14 protein-coding genes and 1 tRNA gene are annotated in these 16,340 nt (G+C 39.1%); 13 read left to right on the top strand and 2 right to left on the bottom strand.

All coding sequences use genetic code 11. The features are described 5' to 3' along the window. The first annotated feature begins 112 nt into the window (after nucleotides 1-112). The 8 genes from ACY3XC_RS03930 to clpX all read left to right on the top strand — a co-directional run bounded on the left by ACY3XC_RS03930 (nucleotide 113) and on the right by clpX (nucleotide 7,718). A complete protein-coding gene (locus ACY3XC_RS03930; RefSeq protein ID WP_464867350.1) occupies nucleotides 113-1,159 on the top strand; it encodes a GerMN domain-containing protein in 1,047 nt (348 codons plus the stop codon). 114 nt (nucleotides 1,160-1,273) lie between these two features. Then, complete coding sequence (gene rph, locus ACY3XC_RS03925) at nucleotides 1,274-2,026, top strand: ribonuclease PH (RefSeq protein WP_464867349.1); 753 nt, start codon at nucleotides 1,274-1,276, stop codon at nucleotides 2,024-2,026. 13 nt (nucleotides 2,027-2,039) lie between these two features. Beyond that, on the top strand, nucleotides 2,040-2,648 hold the full coding sequence (locus tag ACY3XC_RS03920; protein WP_464867348.1) for an XTP/dITP diphosphatase: 609 nt from the start codon (nucleotides 2,040-2,042) through the stop codon (nucleotides 2,646-2,648). Nucleotides 2,649-2,650: 2 nt separating this feature from the next. Next, nucleotides 2,651-3,169, top strand: coding sequence for a metallophosphoesterase family protein (locus ACY3XC_RS03915; protein ID WP_464867347.1), 519 nt, complete (start codon nucleotides 2,651-2,653; stop codon nucleotides 3,167-3,169). Nucleotides 3,170-3,281: 112 nt separating this feature from the next. Beyond that, nucleotides 3,282-3,358, top strand: a tRNA-Arg gene (locus ACY3XC_RS03910). A gap of 234 nt (nucleotides 3,359-3,592) precedes the next feature. Beyond that, the gene (locus ACY3XC_RS03905) at nucleotides 3,593-4,621 is read left to right on the top strand and encodes a tetratricopeptide repeat protein (protein ID WP_464867346.1); all 1,029 of its coding nucleotides are present in this window, start codon (nucleotides 3,593-3,595) and stop codon (nucleotides 4,619-4,621) included. Nucleotides 4,622-4,771: 150 nt separating this feature from the next. Next, on the top strand, nucleotides 4,772-6,049 hold the full coding sequence (tig, locus tag ACY3XC_RS03900) for a trigger factor (protein WP_464867345.1): 1,278 nt from the start codon (nucleotides 4,772-4,774) through the stop codon (nucleotides 6,047-6,049). Between the two features lie 409 nt (nucleotides 6,050-6,458). After that, entirely contained in the window at nucleotides 6,459-7,718 is a 1,260-nt protein-coding gene (gene clpX / locus ACY3XC_RS03895; RefSeq protein WP_179157307.1) for an ATP-dependent protease ATP-binding subunit ClpX, read from the top strand. 131 nt (nucleotides 7,719-7,849) lie between these two features. On the opposite strand, the gene yiaA is transcribed toward clpX, so the two are convergent. After that, nucleotides 7,850-8,323 carry an inner membrane protein YiaA gene (yiaA, locus tag ACY3XC_RS03890; RefSeq protein WP_464867344.1) on the bottom strand — a complete coding sequence of 158 codons (474 nt, stop codon included), beginning with the start codon at nucleotides 8,321-8,323 and terminating at the stop codon, nucleotides 7,850-7,852. Between the two features lie 279 nt (nucleotides 8,324-8,602). Here yiaA and lonB point away from each other — a divergent pair, with 279 nt between their 5' ends. The 3 genes from lonB to yihA all read left to right on the top strand — a co-directional run bounded on the left by lonB (nucleotide 8,603) and on the right by yihA (nucleotide 13,394). Further along, nucleotides 8,603-10,270 carry an ATP-dependent protease LonB gene (gene lonB, locus ACY3XC_RS03885; protein WP_179157305.1) on the top strand — a complete coding sequence of 556 codons (1,668 nt, stop codon included), beginning with the start codon at nucleotides 8,603-8,605 and terminating at the stop codon, nucleotides 10,268-10,270. Nucleotides 10,271-10,488: 218 nt separating this feature from the next. Continuing rightward, a complete protein-coding gene (gene lon, locus ACY3XC_RS03880; RefSeq protein WP_464867343.1) occupies nucleotides 10,489-12,816 on the top strand; it encodes an endopeptidase La in 2,328 nt (775 codons plus the stop codon). Next, entirely contained in the window at nucleotides 12,813-13,394 is a 582-nt protein-coding gene (yihA, locus tag ACY3XC_RS03875; RefSeq protein ID WP_464867342.1) for a ribosome biogenesis GTP-binding protein YihA/YsxC, read from the top strand. The genes lon and yihA overlap by 4 nt, the downstream gene beginning before the upstream one ends. A gap of 31 nt (nucleotides 13,395-13,425) precedes the next feature. Here yihA and ACY3XC_RS03870 read toward each other — a convergent pair whose 3' ends face one another. Further along, nucleotides 13,426-13,914, bottom strand: coding sequence for a LiaI-LiaF-like domain-containing protein (locus ACY3XC_RS03870; RefSeq protein WP_464867341.1), 489 nt, complete (start codon nucleotides 13,912-13,914; stop codon nucleotides 13,426-13,428). A gap of 230 nt (nucleotides 13,915-14,144) precedes the next feature. Here ACY3XC_RS03870 and hemA point away from each other — a divergent pair, with 230 nt between their 5' ends. Both hemA and ACY3XC_RS03860 read left to right on the top strand, forming a co-directional pair. Then, a complete protein-coding gene (gene hemA, locus ACY3XC_RS03865; RefSeq protein WP_464867340.1) occupies nucleotides 14,145-15,485 on the top strand; it encodes a glutamyl-tRNA reductase in 1,341 nt (446 codons plus the stop codon). 12 nt (nucleotides 15,486-15,497) lie between these two features. Continuing rightward, nucleotides 15,498-16,331, top strand: coding sequence for a cytochrome C assembly family protein (locus ACY3XC_RS03860; RefSeq protein WP_464867339.1), 834 nt, complete (start codon nucleotides 15,498-15,500; stop codon nucleotides 16,329-16,331). Nucleotides 16,332-16,340 lie beyond the last annotated feature (9 nt).

Genomic DNA, 16,340 nt, shown 5'->3' with positions numbered 1-16,340 from the left:
ATTTTTTTTGAAAAAAATGAAAGAATGTCCTATTTTCTTTTCCAAAGGCGGTCTAATTAGTTTAATAGGCTCGTATACATGATAGTACAAACTGTCTTAGGAGGGAAAAAATATGTCAAAAAATAAAGTGAAACCCCTTGTTACAGCCGTTTTTGCTTCAACACTTCTATTATCGGGGTGCGGTTTGTTCGGGAAAGAAGTACAGAAAAAAGTTGATCCGCCAAAACAGGTAACAGTAACCGATACTACCCCAACTAAGGAAACCACTGGTAAGAGTGAAGAAGTCGAAGGAACAGTGAAAACAGAGTTATACTTAATTAATAAAGATGGGTTAGTAGTACCGCAAACATTAACGCTGCCGAAAACAAGCTCTGTAGCGAAGCAAGCATTAGAACACTTAGTTGCTAATGGACCAGTTACAAATATGCTTCCAAATGATTTCCGTGCTGTCTTACCTGAAGAAACTCAAATTTCTGTTAACATTAAAGATGGTGTAGCGGTAGTCGATTTCTCGAAGGAGTTTAAGAATTACCAGCCTGAGGATGAAAGAAAAATTCTCGAATCAATCACATGGACGCTTACCCAATTTGACACAGTGAACAAGGTAAAGCTTCAAATGAATGGACATGAATTAACGGAAATGCCTGTTAACGGCACACCGATTAGTGAAAATCTATCAAGAGCAACTGGAATCAACATTGATACCGCAGGCGTAATGGATATCACGAACACGAAGCCAGTAACCGTCTATTATATCGGCGGTGAAGAAGATTCGTACTATTATGTACCTGTAACAAAGCGGGTAAATACGAGTGAGAAAAATAATATTGTTGCGGTCGTAAATGAATTGGTGAAAGGACCAAATGCAAAGTCTAATCTTGCTTCAGAGTTTATGCCTGACGTGGAGCTTCTAGAGGCACCAAAAGTTGAAGATGGAAAAGTTACCTTGAACTTTAATGAATCCATCTACGGAAGCTTTGAAGAAAAAATTGTTTCTCAGCATTTACTAAACGCACTTGTTCTTTCATTGACTGAGCAAAAAGGAATTGAAAGTGTTGCCGTAACAGTAGATGGCAAGGCTGATTTGGTAAATGATAAAGGCGATAAATTATCTGAACCAGTTACTCGCCCAGAAAAAGTCAATACAGGTAGTTTTTAAAAATGTATTTTTGATATACTATATAGTGACAATTAGGGAGGTAGCCTTAAGGCCGCCTCTTCTTTATTTGGGTTAGAAAAACATGTGGGAATCTTACAACAAGGAGGAAATAATATGCGAGTTGATGGCAGGGAGTCATTCCAATTAAGACCAATACATATTGAAACAAATTATTTAATGCATCCAGAAGGATCTGTCCTTATTTCTGTGGGGAATACAAAGGTAATTTGCACAGCCAGCATTGAGGAGAGGGTTCCACCTTTTATGCGCGGTGAAGGAAAAGGCTGGATTACTGCCGAATATTCCATGCTGCCACGGGCAACTGAAACAAGAAATATTCGTGAGTCATCAAAAGGGAAAGTTACCGGAAGAACAATGGAAATCCAGCGTTTAATTGGACGCGCCTTAAGAGCGATCGTTGACTTATCTTCATTAGGAGAAAGAACGGTGTGGATTGATTGTGATGTTATTCAAGCGGATGGCGGAACAAGGACTGCTTCCATTACAGGAGCATTTGTCGCGATGGCGATTGCCCTTCATCGACTTGGTGAAAAAAAGAATATGAAGTTTCCGATTACAGATTACTTAGCGGCCACCAGTGTCGGAGTTTTAAAAAATAACGAAACGGTTCTTGATTTGAATTATGCAGAAGATTCCAAAGCACAAGTAGATATGAATATCGTGATGACGGGAAATGGGGAATTCGTGGAATTACAGGGAACCGGCGAAGAATCCACCTTCTCTTATCAACAGCTTCAAGATATGCTGGGTGCAGCACAAGAAGGGCTAATGGAGCTGTTTGAACACCAAAAAACTGCATTAGGAGAAGAAATTACGGCAAAAATCGAAGCAAGACGAAAGAAATAAGGGGATATGGAGTATGAAGGAAGTTATTATTGCCACCAAAAATCCAGGTAAGGCTCGAGAATTTGAACATATTTTTGCTCCAAGAGGGATTGAAGTCAAGACACTGCTTGATTACCCTGAAATGGAGGATGTAGAAGAAACAGGTACCACTTTTGAAGAGAATGCAGCATTAAAAGCAGAAGCTGTTTCGAAGCAATTAAATAAAATGGTGATTGGCGATGATTCCGGCTTAATCGTGGATGCGTTAGAAGGCAGACCTGGGATTTATTCAGCACGTTATGCGGGTGAAGAGCCAAAGGATGATCAAAAAAATCTTGAAAAGGTTCTAAATGAACTACAGGGAGTTCCTGAAGAAAATCGTACCGCTCGATTTTATTGTGCTCTTGCTGTAGCATGGCCAGGCAATGAGACAATTACTGTGTCCGGAACTTGTGAAGGACGAATTCTGGAAGAACAAAGGGGAACAAATGGATTTGGATATGACCCCGTCTTTTATGTGCCGGAAAAAGCCTGTGCAATGGCAGAACTATCTTCGGATGAAAAGAATAAAATAAGTCATCGTGCCAATGCATTGAAAAAGCTTGAGGGTATCTTAGATTCTATCGTGGAAAGAGCGGATTAATAATGAGTAAGGTTCTTGTTGTTAGTGATAGCCATGGTTTAACGAGAGAGCTCGAGGTATTAAGGGAGCGGCATTTGGACGAAGTGGATTTAATGATTCATTGCGGTGATTCCGAAATGATGCCTGACGAAAAAGTGATGAATGGTTATTTGACTGTGAAGGGTAATTGCGATTTTGGAAACTATCCATTAGAAACAACAACTGAGATTGCTGGCAGAAAATTTTTCATAACGCATGGTCACAAGTATTCGGTAAAGTCATCATTAATGAACTTACAATACAAAGCAGCAGAAGTTGATGCAGATATCGCCTGTTTTGGCCATTCTCATTTATTGGGAGCGGAAGTTATTGGGGGTACGTTGTTTTTGAACCCTGGCAGCATACGCTTGCCACGGGAACGCATCGAAAAAACCTATGTGATTCTTGAATTACTGGATGAATCGGTCAAAATGTCCGTATTTGACATCAGTGGACAGGAACTCAAGGATTTAGCATTTGAATTTGCCTTACCGAAAAAATGAGGGAAGATTTATTTCTTCCCCCCCATTTTAATATTCAAAAAAACTTTTAAAATAGTGTTGACTTTAATCGATATGGATTATATAATAAATCTTGTCTTTGAAATACTAATACGTCCCAGTAGCTCAGCCGGATAGAGCATACGCCTTCTAAGCGTACGGTCGGGAGTTCGAATCTCTCCTGGGACGCCATTTAACTACATACCAAAACTTATTACTCACCTGCAGAAGGTGAGTTTTTTTGTTTTTCACTCAATTCATGCTAAACTAATTTCCATATAGAATATGTCTAGCTTTAGCGCCTAGGGGCTCGAGTCGCTTCGGTCCTGCTAATGAAGTCAAAGAACGGACTTCACCAGCAGGCCCGCAAGCGTCAGTCGCCCCTACCAAGGCGCTGACGCTTTTCATGCAGAGGACGGTATACATATGAAAAAACGGGAACGAGCGAAACGAAAAGACAATATCATATTCCTTCCCGGACTCGAAAAGAGATTAACGGATAAGGGCCTTGAGAGCCTGCAAAGTAAGAGGTATCAAGAAGCCATCACCCTGCTGGAGGAAGCAAGGGAGCATGACCCTGAAAATAGTGATATTTTAATAGGTCTCGTGCTCGCATACTTTGAAGCGGGAGCTTATATAAAAGCCAGGGAACTGGCGAACGAAATGCTGCTAAAAGGAATTGGCGACTATTTTCATATGGTTGACCTATACCTGACCATTTTAATACAGCTGCACGAATACCAGGAAATTGTCTCAACTATTGAAGCCCTCTTTGACGAAAAGGAGATTCCACCAGAAAGGCATGATCATTTCCTGACCATCCTGCAATTCAGCAGACGAATGGCAGATAATGACAGTCATCAGGAGCCGATTGAAGAACCAAAAGAAGATAACAATTCAAAAGAACTCAACCTTTCATCTCTAAAAAGTCTGAATGAGCAAATGCTTGCGATTTCAAGTTTGGCGGAAAAGAATATTCGTCCATACATGGACGAAATCAAAGATTATCTTAACTCAGACTCGGGGCATCCTTTTTTAAAAACCATGCTGCTGTCCCTATTAAAAGAACAGGAATATGATAAGAAAATTATGGTTAAAAAGTTTAGTGAGGATCAAAGTGTTGTACCTGCAGAACTTCCAGACATCCAATCGCAGCCAAGAATGATAGAAATAGAAAAGCTGCTAGAAAAAAGATTGGAAAATAGTGACCCCTATCTTTTTGAAAATATTAAAGGAATGGTAGAACGGATATTTTTCATCAGCTATCCATTTGAGTTCACACCTGAAGATGCTTCAGCCTGGGCAGGTGCTTTTCACCTACTCGTGCTTGGTTATATTGGAATGGATTCGGATTTAAGTGATCTATCAAATGAATACGAGATTACACCAGAAAAAATAGAGCAGGCACTTGTAAAAATACGAGAATTAGAAGAAATTTCTTATCCCAATATATAGGTAACTCTGTTGAAAGAAAAAAATCCTGTGTTATAATGTAAGGGTTGCTTTGTGTAAAAACTATCTTTTACATAAAAAAAGAGGATGAATTCATTATCCTGTCAATTTCGTTACGAATGAAATGATAATAGATTGTTGGAGGGAAATAGTATGACAGTAAAATGGGAAAAATTAGAAGGAAACACTGGTGTCCTTACTGTTGAAGTAAGCGCTGAAAAAGTAAATGAAGGCTTAACGGCAGCTTTTAATAAAGTTGTTAAAACAGTAAATGTACCTGGCTTCCGTAAAGGAAAAATGCCTCGTCCAATGTTTGAAAAGCGTTTTGGTGTAGAATCACTTTATCAAGATGCATTAGATATTCTTCTTCCAGAAGCGTACGGAAATGCAATTGACGAAGCAGGCATCGACCCAATCGACCGTCCTGATATCGATATCGAGCAAATGGAAAAAGGTAAAGAACTTATCTTCAAAGCGACTGTACAAGTTAAGCCTGAAGTAACATTAGGCGAGTACAAAGGATTAGAAGTAGAAGAGTTCGACACTACTGTAACAGACGAAGATGTAGCAAAAGAATTAGAAACTCTTCAAAGCCGTCAAGCTGAGCTTGTAGTGAAAGAAGAAGGTACTGCTGAACTTGGCGATACTGTTGTTCTTGATTTTGAAGGATTCGTTGATGGTGAACCATTCGAAGGCGGAAAAGCTGAAAATCATTCACTTGAATTAGGTTCTGGTTCATTCATTCCAGGATTTGAAGAGCAGTTAGTAGGATTGGCTACTGGCGAATCTAAAGACGTAGAAGTATCTTTCCCTGAAGAGTACCATGCAGCTGAACTTGCAGGTAAGCCAGCAGTATTCAAAGTAACTCTTCATGAAATTAAAGGAAAAGAACTTCCTGCATTAGATGACGAGTTTGCTAAAGATGTGGATGATGAAGTAGAAACATTAGATGCATTAAAAGAAAAAATCAAAACTCGTTTAGAAGATAGCAAGAAGCATGAAGCTGAACACAACCTACGTGATTCTTTAGTAGAAAAAGCTGCTGAAAATGCACAGGTTGAAGTTCCAGAAGTTATGGTTACAAACGAAGTAAACCGCATGCTTCAAGAATTCGAGCAGCGTTTACAAATGCAAGGAATGAACCTTGAGCTTTACTTCCAATTCTCAGGTCAAGATGAAAATGCTTTACGTGAGCAAATGAAAGAAGAAGCTGTAAACCGCGTTCGCGTTGGTTTGACTCTTGAAGCAATTGCAAAAGCTGAGAACATTGAAGCATCTGACGAAGATGTTAATGCTGAGCTTGAAAAAATGGCTGGCATGTACAACATGACAGTTGATAACATTAAGCAAGCACTTGGCGGCCTTGAAGGTATCAAAGGCGATCTTCAAAAGCAAAAAGCTGTTGAATTCTTAATCGAAAATAAAAAATAATAATAATTGTAAAAACATGGCACGATTATATCGTGCCTGTTTTTATACATTTTTTCAATTACATATTATAATAAAGACAGGGAAACCTTTTTAACAAGCAAGAAGAACAAATATCATATGCAGGAAAAACAGGATTACATATCGAATTAAGTAAAACACGCTTCAAGAAAGATTGATTTTATTAAAAAGTGGTTATGCTTAATGGGTACATAGGAATCATTTAAAGGGTGTCCAAACAAAAATGCGCTTCCATAAAAAACATAGTTGAAAAGCTTTTTATTACCAGTCCGCTAGGTCCATGTGTTACAATGCAATACATACCACTGAATAGTTTCGAAAAAAAGCGGATTTTTGTTTGTGTTACGCAACTTTAAATAGGGTTATAACACGTTCTCAAGGGGTGAAAGAATTGTTTAAATTTAATGATGAAAAAGGCCAATTAAAGTGTTCATTCTGTGGAAAGACACAAGACCAAGTTCGTAAATTGGTGGCCGGACCAGGTGTTTATATATGTGACGAGTGTATCGAGCTTTGCACAGAAATCGTTGAAGAAGAGCTTGGAACAGAAGAGGAAGTAGAATTCAAAGATGTTCCAAAGCCAAAAGAAATTTGTGAGATTCTTGATGATTACGTTATTGGTCAGGATCAAGCTAAGAAATCGCTATCGGTTGCAGTTTACAATCATTACAAGCGTATCAATTCTAATAGTAAGATTGATGACGTTGAGCTCTCTAAGAGTAATATTGCTATGATTGGACCAACTGGAAGTGGTAAAACTTTATTAGCTCAGACATTAGCACGTATTCTGAATGTGCCGTTCGCGATTGCGGATGCAACGTCTCTAACGGAAGCTGGTTATGTTGGGGAAGACGTTGAAAATATTCTTTTAAAATTGATTCAAGCTGCTGATTACGATGTGGAAAAGGCTGAAAAGGGTATTATTTATATTGATGAAATTGATAAAATTGCCCGTAAATCAGAAAATCCTTCGATCACGAGAGATGTGTCTGGTGAAGGTGTACAGCAAGCATTGTTGAAAATTCTAGAAGGTACGGTTGCGAGCGTTCCACCTCAAGGCGGACGTAAACATCCACACCAAGAATTTATTCAAATCGATACAACCAATATTTTATTTATTTGCGGTGGAGCATTTGATGGCATCGAACCGATTATTAAGCGCCGTTTAGGCCAAAAGGTGATTGGTTTTGGTTCGGACATTAAGCAGGTGGATATTACGCAGAAAGAGCTTCTTTCTAAAGTATTACCTGAGGATTTACTCCGCTTCGGATTAATTCCTGAATTCATCGGCCGTCTGCCTGTTATTGCAAGTCTTGAGCAGTTAGATGAGTCAGCATTAATTGAAATCTTAACGAAGCCTAAGAATGCATTAGTTAAGCAATATCAAAAAATGCTTGAAATCGATGAGGTAGAATTGGAATTTGAGGAAGGCGCACTAAGCGAAATCGCGAAGAAGGCGATTGAGCGCAAAACAGGTGCCCGCGGACTACGTTCTATTATTGAAGGAATCATGCTGGATGTTATGTTTGATCTGCCTTCTCGTGATGATATCCAGAAATGTATCATTACTAAAGATACGGTAATCGACAATAGTCTTCCGAAGCTTGTCCTAGAGGACGGAACTGTTGTAGCAGAAGAGAAATCTGCTTAATAAAGTAACACATGAGACCAATAGCTAAAAGCTGCTAGGCAGAGATAATTCGAAATTGAGTTATCTCTGCTTTTTTGTTGTGCATTTTTAAATCGAAAAAAGACGACAAATCACTGTCGTCCTAAGAAAAACTAATTTCTTTCTCTTGCCCGCTGTGTATCTCTAATATTCTTTTGCACCGTTATCGCTGCAAATAAACTAAGTACAAATGACATGCCATAAAAACCTTTTTCGCTTAGGTCGATACTTCCTGCATTGTATAAACCGATACCCATTAATGAAATAGAGACAATAATTGCCAACCAACTAATACCATAATAAATATTGGTAACCGGTATTCCCTCTTCTTTATCTCGTACTGCTTTTTGTAAAGATACCGCTGCATAAAGTCCAAAAATTAAAACTGCAAAGTAATAACCTTTTTCGTTCAATTGCATCGCTGCGTTAAACAAACCTATGAAATAAGCCGAAACACCTATTAATAGCGCTGCCCAAGAAGCCCCTATGAAAGCTGGAGTCGGTTCTCCCTCTTTCTTTTCTACTTTTATTTTTCTTGAATCATTTTGTTTTCCTTTATCTAATAAAACCTCATTTTCATTAGACATTGCATGTTCGCCCCCATCTTTTTATCTAATAAAAATGGAGCCCCGATACATGGGAGTGCTCCACCTAAATCTATTATATAGAATTTTCTCACAAAGAATAGATAAATTTTTCCTTATTTTCCAATTTGAATTTTCATTCTGCGAATATTGCTTAGTCTTTTTTAGGTAAAATATACCTTCCATTCTAAACAGTTTCTTACAAATAGTGGTTTATTCCACCTCTATGCAGGAAATACTTATTAATATCTATTGAGTATACTTGTAGCAGGAGGGAAAATTATGAGTTGGACGGGGATTGCCTTATTTATACAGCTGTTTTTTGGAATTATTATTGGGCTGTATTTCTGGAATTTGCTAAGGAACCAGCGGACACAAAAGGTTTCCATTGATCGGGAATCCCGTAAGGAAATGGAACAGCTTCGAAAAATGAGATCAATTTCATTAACAGAACCATTAGCTGAAAAAGTACGCCCTACAAGCTTTGAAGATATTGTTGGACAAGAGGATGGTATAAAGTCACTAAAAGCAGCATTATGTGGTCCAAATCCTCAGCATGTGATTATATATGGACCGCCCGGGGTAGGGAAAACAGCTGCCGCTCGTTTAGTTTTAGAAGAAGCCAAAAAAGTTCAAAAATCACCATTCAAACAAAACTCAGTATTTATTGAATTGGACGCAACCACAGCCCGATTTGATGAAAGGGGAATAGCCGATCCCCTAATTGGGTCTGTTCATGATCCGATTTATCAGGGTGCAGGTGCGATGGGCCAGGCTGGAATTCCCCAGCCGAAGCAAGGTGCCGTCACGAATGCCCATGGCGGTGTCCTGTTTATTGATGAGATTGGCGAGCTGCATCCGATTCAAATGAACAAGCTCTTAAAGGTACTTGAGGATCGGAAGGTTTTTCTTGAAAGTGCCTATTATCATGAGGAAAATAACCAAATTCCTACTCATATCCATGATATTTTTAAAAATGGACTGCCGGCAGACTTTCGCTTAATTGGTGCAACAACAAGGACTCCAAGTGAAATACCGCCAGCGATTCGTTCTCGCTGTATGGAAGTGTTTTTTAGAGATTTAACACAGGAAGAAATCATTCAAGTTGGAAAAAAAGCGGCTGAAAAAGTGAAACTAGACATTAGTGAAGCTGGATTAGAGATATTATCTACATATGCAAGAAATGGTCGTGAAGCCGTTAATATGATTCAAATCTCTGCAGGGCTGGCGATTACTGATGAACGCGAATTTATCAAAGACGAAGATTTAGAATGGGTCGCTCACTCTAGTCAACTGTCACCAAGGATGGAAAGAAAAATCAATGACGATTCCAGGATTGGCCTGGTAAATGGACTAGCTGTCTACGGTCCAAATACAGGGGCTCTGCTTGAAATCGAGGTAACAGTTATCCCAGCGAAGGATAAAGGAACTATAAACATTACCGGAATTGTTGATGAAGAAAGCATTGGCGGGCAGGGTAAATCCATTCGCCGAAAAAGTATGGCACGTGGATCGATTGAAAATGTGATTACCGTCCTGCGGTCAATGGGTGTTCCAGCAGGTGATTTTGATATTCATGTTAATTTCCCAGGCGGGGTTCCGATTGACGGTCCGTCAGCGGGCATAGCGATGGCAACGGGAATTTATTCTGCCATCTATAAAACTCCGATTGACAACAAAGTTGCGATGACGGGAGAAATAAGCATTCATGGCAATGTGAAGCCAATCGGCGGGGTATACCCTAAGGTAAAGGCAGCTCAAAAAGCGGGAGCAACAACCGTTATTATCCCAGAAGAAAATATGCAATCGATATTAAATGAAATAAAGGGAATCAGAATTGTTCCTGTTACCCATTTAAGTGAAGTATTTGACATTGCACTTGTCAGCAATCTCGCACATAAAGAGGTTATACCTGCGTCCATAGAACTTTCTAAAAAAGAATCGATTTAACAGATAACACTTCGGTTGTCCTAACCGAAGTGTTTTTTTATCAGGAAAGGACGAAAGAAATCCTCTTACTTGGGGAAAATTAATAATATATTGACAAACTTATTTCTGTCACTTTCGTAATATTAGACACATATTTGCAAATGAGATAGAATTGTACAAAGACGATTTCTGCTATTAAAGCGGGAAAGATTGATTTATGCATGTGGAGGTGCAATTTAATGGCGAAAGATAGAGAATTGATCGTCCCCCTCCTGCCGCTTCGAGGGTTGCTTGTATATCCGACTATGGTCCTTCATTTAGATGTTGGCCGTGAAAGATCGGTTGAAGCTCTTGAAAAAGCGATGGTAGATGACCATTTAATTTTTTTAACCACACAAAAGGATATTGCAATAGACGATCCTTCTGAAGAGGATTTATACCAGATTGGGACGTTAACGAAGGTTAAACAAATGCTAAAGCTCCCGAATGGTACCATCAGGGTTTTGGTTGAGGGGCTGAACAGAGCAAAAATTGAATCCTTTCATGATCAGGAAGAATATTATGCTGTCAGCATTGTGACATATGAGGAGTCTACAACAAAGGATGTTGAAGATCAGGCTTTAATGAGAACAATGCTTGAGTATTTCGAGCAATACATAAAGTTATCTAAAAAAATCTCAGCTGAAACCTATGCCTCAGTTGTAGATATTGAAGAACCAGGAAGAATGGCAGATATTATCTCTTCCCATTTGCCAATCAAGCTGAAGGAAAAACAAGAAATACTTGAAACGATTGATGTAAAAGAACGTATGAATATGGTTATCGATACGATTCAGAATGAAAAAGAAGTGCTGAATCTTGAAAAGAAGATTGGTCAGCGTGTAAAACGTTCCATGGAAAGAACGCAAAAGGAATATTACCTGCGTGAGCAAATGAAGGCCATTCAGAAGGAATTAGGCGATAAAGAAGGAAAAACAGGTGAAATCGCCGAACTCACGGAAAAAATAAACAAAGCGGGCATGCCTGAGCATGTACAGAAGACTGCATTAAAAGAACTTGACCGCTATGAAAAAGTGCCATCAAGCTCAGCAGAAAGTGCTGTGATTCGAAACTATATTGAATGGCTGATTACGATTCCTTGGTCGAAGAAGACTGATGATGATATTGATATTCTTCGTGCCGAAAAAATTCTCAATCAGGACCATTTTGGACTTGAAAAAGTAAAGGAACGTGTCTTGGAGTTTTTATCCGTTCAAAAACTGACGAATTCCTTAAAAGGTCCAATCCTTTGTCTAGCTGGACCCCCAGGAGTAGGTAAAACAAGCTTAGCACGCTCGATTGCCAATTCATTAAATCGAAATTTTGTCCGTGTGTCCCTTGGCGGAGTGCGTGATGAGTCTGAAATTCGCGGTCATCGAAGAACCTATGTTGGAGCGATGCCTGGCCGGATTATTCAGGGAATGAAAAAAGCTGGCACGATTAATCCTGTCTTTTTATTAGATGAGATTGATAAGATGTCAAGTGACTTCCGAGGCGATCCATCCTCTGCCATGCTTGAGGTATTGGATCCGGAACAAAACCATAATTTTAGTGATCATTATATTGAAGAGACATACGACCTTTCCAAAGTCATGTTTATAGCAACTGCTAATAACCTGTCAACGATTCCAGGTCCGCTATTAGACAGAATGGAAATTATCACCATTGCTGGTTATACGGAAATCGAAAAAGTTCATATCACAAGAGATCATTTGCTACCGAAGCAAATTAAAGAAAATGGGCTTACAAAAGGAATCCTTCAAGTACGCGATGATGCGATTCTGAAGGCAGTCAGGTATTATACCCGTGAAGCTGGGGTCCGGAGCCTTGAACGGCAAATGGCGACCATCTGCCGGAAGACAGCAAAAATTGTGGTTTCAGGTGAGAAAAAGCGAGTCATCGTTACGGAAAAGAATGTTGAGGATTTCCTAGGCAAACCAAAGTTCCGCTATGGTCAAGCGGAGACAGAAGATCAAGTCGGGGTTGCCACCGGTCTAGCTTATACGACTGTCGGTGGAGATACACTGCAAATTGAAGTTTCTTTATCTCCTGGTAAAGGAAGACTTGTGTTAACCGGAAAACTAGGGGACGTTATGAAAGAATCAGCTCAGGCTGCTTTTAGTTATATCCGTTCTAAAGCCGGTGAGCTTGGCATTGAAGAAGATTTTCATGAAAAATATGATGTTCACATTCATGTTCCAGAAGGTGCTGTACCGAAGGATGGTCCCTCTGCAGGAATCACAATGGCGACAGCTCTTGTTTCGGCCCTTACTGGCAGAGCGATTCGCCGTGAAGTAGGAATGACAGGAGAAATTACCCTTAGAGGACGCGTGCTTCCAATTGGCGGATTAAAAGAGAAAACGCTCAGTGCGCATAGAGCAGGTTTAACAAAGGTCATCCTTCCGAAGGATAATGAAATGGATATCGATGACATCCCAGAAAGTGTTAGAAATGAAATAGAGTTTGTGCTTGTTTCGCATGTCGATGAAGTCTTAAGGCATGCACTCGTAGAAGGTGGATTGCAATGAAAGTAGTTAGTTCCGATATCGTCATCAGTGCCGTAAGGCCAGCGCAGTACCCAGAAACAGACTTGCCAGAATTTGCCTTAGCAGGACGCTCTAATGTAGGTAAGTCTTCCTTTATCAATAAAATGCTTAACCGAAAAGGCTTAGCAAGAATTTCTTCTAAACCGGGTAAAACTCAAACGCTGAATTTTTACCTTATTAATGAGATTCTCCATTTTGTTGATGTCCCTGGTTATGGATATGCTAAGGTTTCCAAATCAGAGCGGGCAGCATGGGGGAAAATGATTGAAACATATTTTACCTCTCGTGAGCAATTAAGAGCGGCAGTTTTAATCGTCGACTTACGCCACCCGCCCACACAGGATGATATTATGATGTATAATTTCCTGAAGCATTATGATATTCCCTGCGTTGTCATCGCGACAAAAGCAGATAAAATTCCTAGAGGGAAATGGCAGAAGTATTTAAAGGTTACAAAAGAAACGCTCGATATAGATGAAAATGACCAAATCGTTCTTTTCTCATCTGAAACTGGTGAAGGCAAAGATCAGGCATGGTCCATTTTAAAAAGTTATATGTAAGGAAAAAACGTCAGGCTCAGCTGCCTGACGTTTATTTTTTCTTCCTGAAAAGAAAATAAATTCCTACCAGAATAATAATGGCTGGCCAAAATTTCCATACAAAACTTAGGCCATTTTGAAGTAATCCGAGATATTCTGCAACTTTGTCGTAAAATAATAGCAATAATGCCAATACTAGAAAGAGAAAGGCTTGAAACAAGCCATTATTTGTTTTTTGAAAACGAAGAAAGAAACCAATGGAAATAAACAATACAAGCATCCCGATGGTGTTATTGGGCCAGATTAAAATTTTGCCGGCAATATGATAATGAAGACCGAAGCCTGCAATGATGACTCCTGGCAGAATTGCTTCATGATCCTTTGCAGAATATCCCTGTCCTAAAAAAGCGACGCCTACGATAATAAGAAGTGTTGGCCATGAATACAATGTCTGTAAAGCAGTAAATCCAGACTGTTGTAGGAAGAGATAGGCACCAAAGCCTATAAGAATGATTCCAGGGAAAATGCGCTGATTCTTCATTTTAACACCACTTTCAGTAAGGTATACTTGAATAACTTTCTTTTTTTTGGTACTGTACATAAGATGATATTTTTATTTATTACTTAACTTTTTTCCTATATATAGTAACATAATGTTTCGTTTTCTGTTCACATTTTTCGGGTAAATGTTGAAAAAACCCGTGTTATAATCAGACTAGTTAATAATGTATTAGTAGTTATTGTATTACTTATTGGGGGTGTGGTAACAAAATGCATATTGTAGTGATAGGTTTAAACTATAAAACTGCCCCTGTGGAAATCCGTGAGCGGTTGACATTTAACGAATCCGACCTTGGAGATGCGATAAAAAAATTAAACACGAAAAAAAGCATTCTTGAAAATATAATCGTATCCACTTGCAATCGCACAGAAATTTATGCGGTTGTAGATCAGCTGCATACTGGCCGCTATTATATTAAAGAGTTTTTATCTGAATGGTTCGGAATCGAACAATCTGAGTTTTCACCTTTTCTATTTGTTTATGAGGAAGATGGTGCCATTGAGCATTTATTTAAGGTAGCATGCGGTCTTCATTCAATGGTTTTAGGGGAAACTCAAATTTTGGGGCAGGTTCGTACGAGCTTTATGTTAGCTCAAGAGCTAGGAACAACGGGTACGGTATTCAATCAATTATTTAAACAGGCGATTACTCTTGCGAAGCGTGGACATGCTGAAACGGATATTGGCGCAAATGCGGTCTCTGTCAGCTATGCTGCAGTGGAACTAGCAAAGAAAATCTTCGGTTCACTTGAGAATAAGCATGTTTTAATTTTTGGTGCAGGCAAAATGGGCGAGCTGGCAGCCCAAAATCTTCATGGTAATGGAGTTAGGAAAGTTACCGTGATTAATCGTACGTATGAAAAAGCGAAGGTTCTGGCAAACCGATTTGCCGGCGAGGCTAAAACTCTTGAGGAACTACAAAAATCATTGGTTGATGCAGATATCCTCATCAGCTCTACAGGTGCAAAGGACTTTGTTATTACCAAAACAATGATGGAAAAAGTCGAGAAAAAGCGTAAGGGTAAGCCATTATTTATGGTTGATATTGCCGTACCGCGTGACTTGGATCCAAGAATTGCTGAGCTTGAAAGTGTATTTTTATATGATATCGATGATTTAGAAGGAATTGTTGAGGCAAACCTTCAGGAGCGTAAGAAAGCGGCTCAAGTCATCATGCTGATGATTGAAAAGGAAATTGTTGATTTCAAGCAATGGCTAGGACTATTGGGGGTTGTTCCTGTTATCTCGGCGCTTAGAGATAAGGCACTTGCCATTCAAGCTGAAACAATGGTAAGTATTGAACGCAAGCTTCCTAATTTATCAGATCGTGATCGAAAAGTCTTAAATAAACATACAAAGAGTATTATCAACCAGCTATTAAAAGATCCTATTTTACAAGCAAAAGAATTGGCTGCTCGTCCAGATGCTGATGAGGCATTGGAATTATTTATGAAAATATTCAGGATTGAAGAGCTTGTTGAAAAACAAACGAAAGCAGCCGAAACCAAAGAAGCATTGGTTCATGTACCGCAGGCTTCCTTTCAGTCATAAGAGGTACTAATTATGTTTGACTTCCATATGACGCGGCTGCATGAATTGACAGTAGTCCTATATGCCTTCAGTGTGTTGTTATATTTTTTCGATTTCATTCACCATAACCGGAAGGCAAACCGAATCGCCTTCTGGTTACTTGCGTTTGTATGGGTTTTACAAACGATTTTCTTAACTTCCTATATGTTAAAAACAGGGAGATTTCCAGCGTTAACGATCTTTGAGGGCTTATATTTTTATGCCTGGGTATTGGTAACCCTGTCGCTTGGAATAAATCGACTGCTTAAGGTCGATTTTATCGTCTTTTTTACGAATATACTTGGCTTTATTGTTATCGCGATTCATACATTTGCACCGATTAAATATGATTCGCATGTCATAAGCAACCAGCTTATGTCCGAGCTTCTGCTCATACATATTACAATGGCCATTTTATCTTATGGGGCATTCTCCTTGTCCTTTGTCCTATCGCTTCTCTATCTCATTCAATATGACCTGTTGAAAAGGAAAAAGTGGGGTACAAGGCTTTTGAGACTAGCAGATTTGAGCAAACTGGAACGATCCTCTTATATTCTAGTAGTTATTGGTGTTCCTATGCTGTTATTAAGTTTAATCCTGGGATTACAATGGGCCTTTTTAAAGGTTCCAGGAATGCCTTGGTACGATATGAAAATAATTGGGTCATTTCTCTTGTTAACAGGCTACAGTATTTATTTGTACCTGCGTATCGTTAAAAATATGTCAGGCAGACAATTAGCCCTTTGGAATGCCGGGTCTTTTTTAGTTGTATTAATTAACTTTTTCTTATTTGGTCAATTATCATCATTTCACTTTTGGTACTCATAATCGTAGGAG

Source organism: Bacillus sp. CZDM1, from assembly GCF_055502545.1.
The sequence above is the reverse complement of the archived record's forward strand: the minus strand, read 5'-3'. Positions and strand labels throughout refer to the sequence as shown.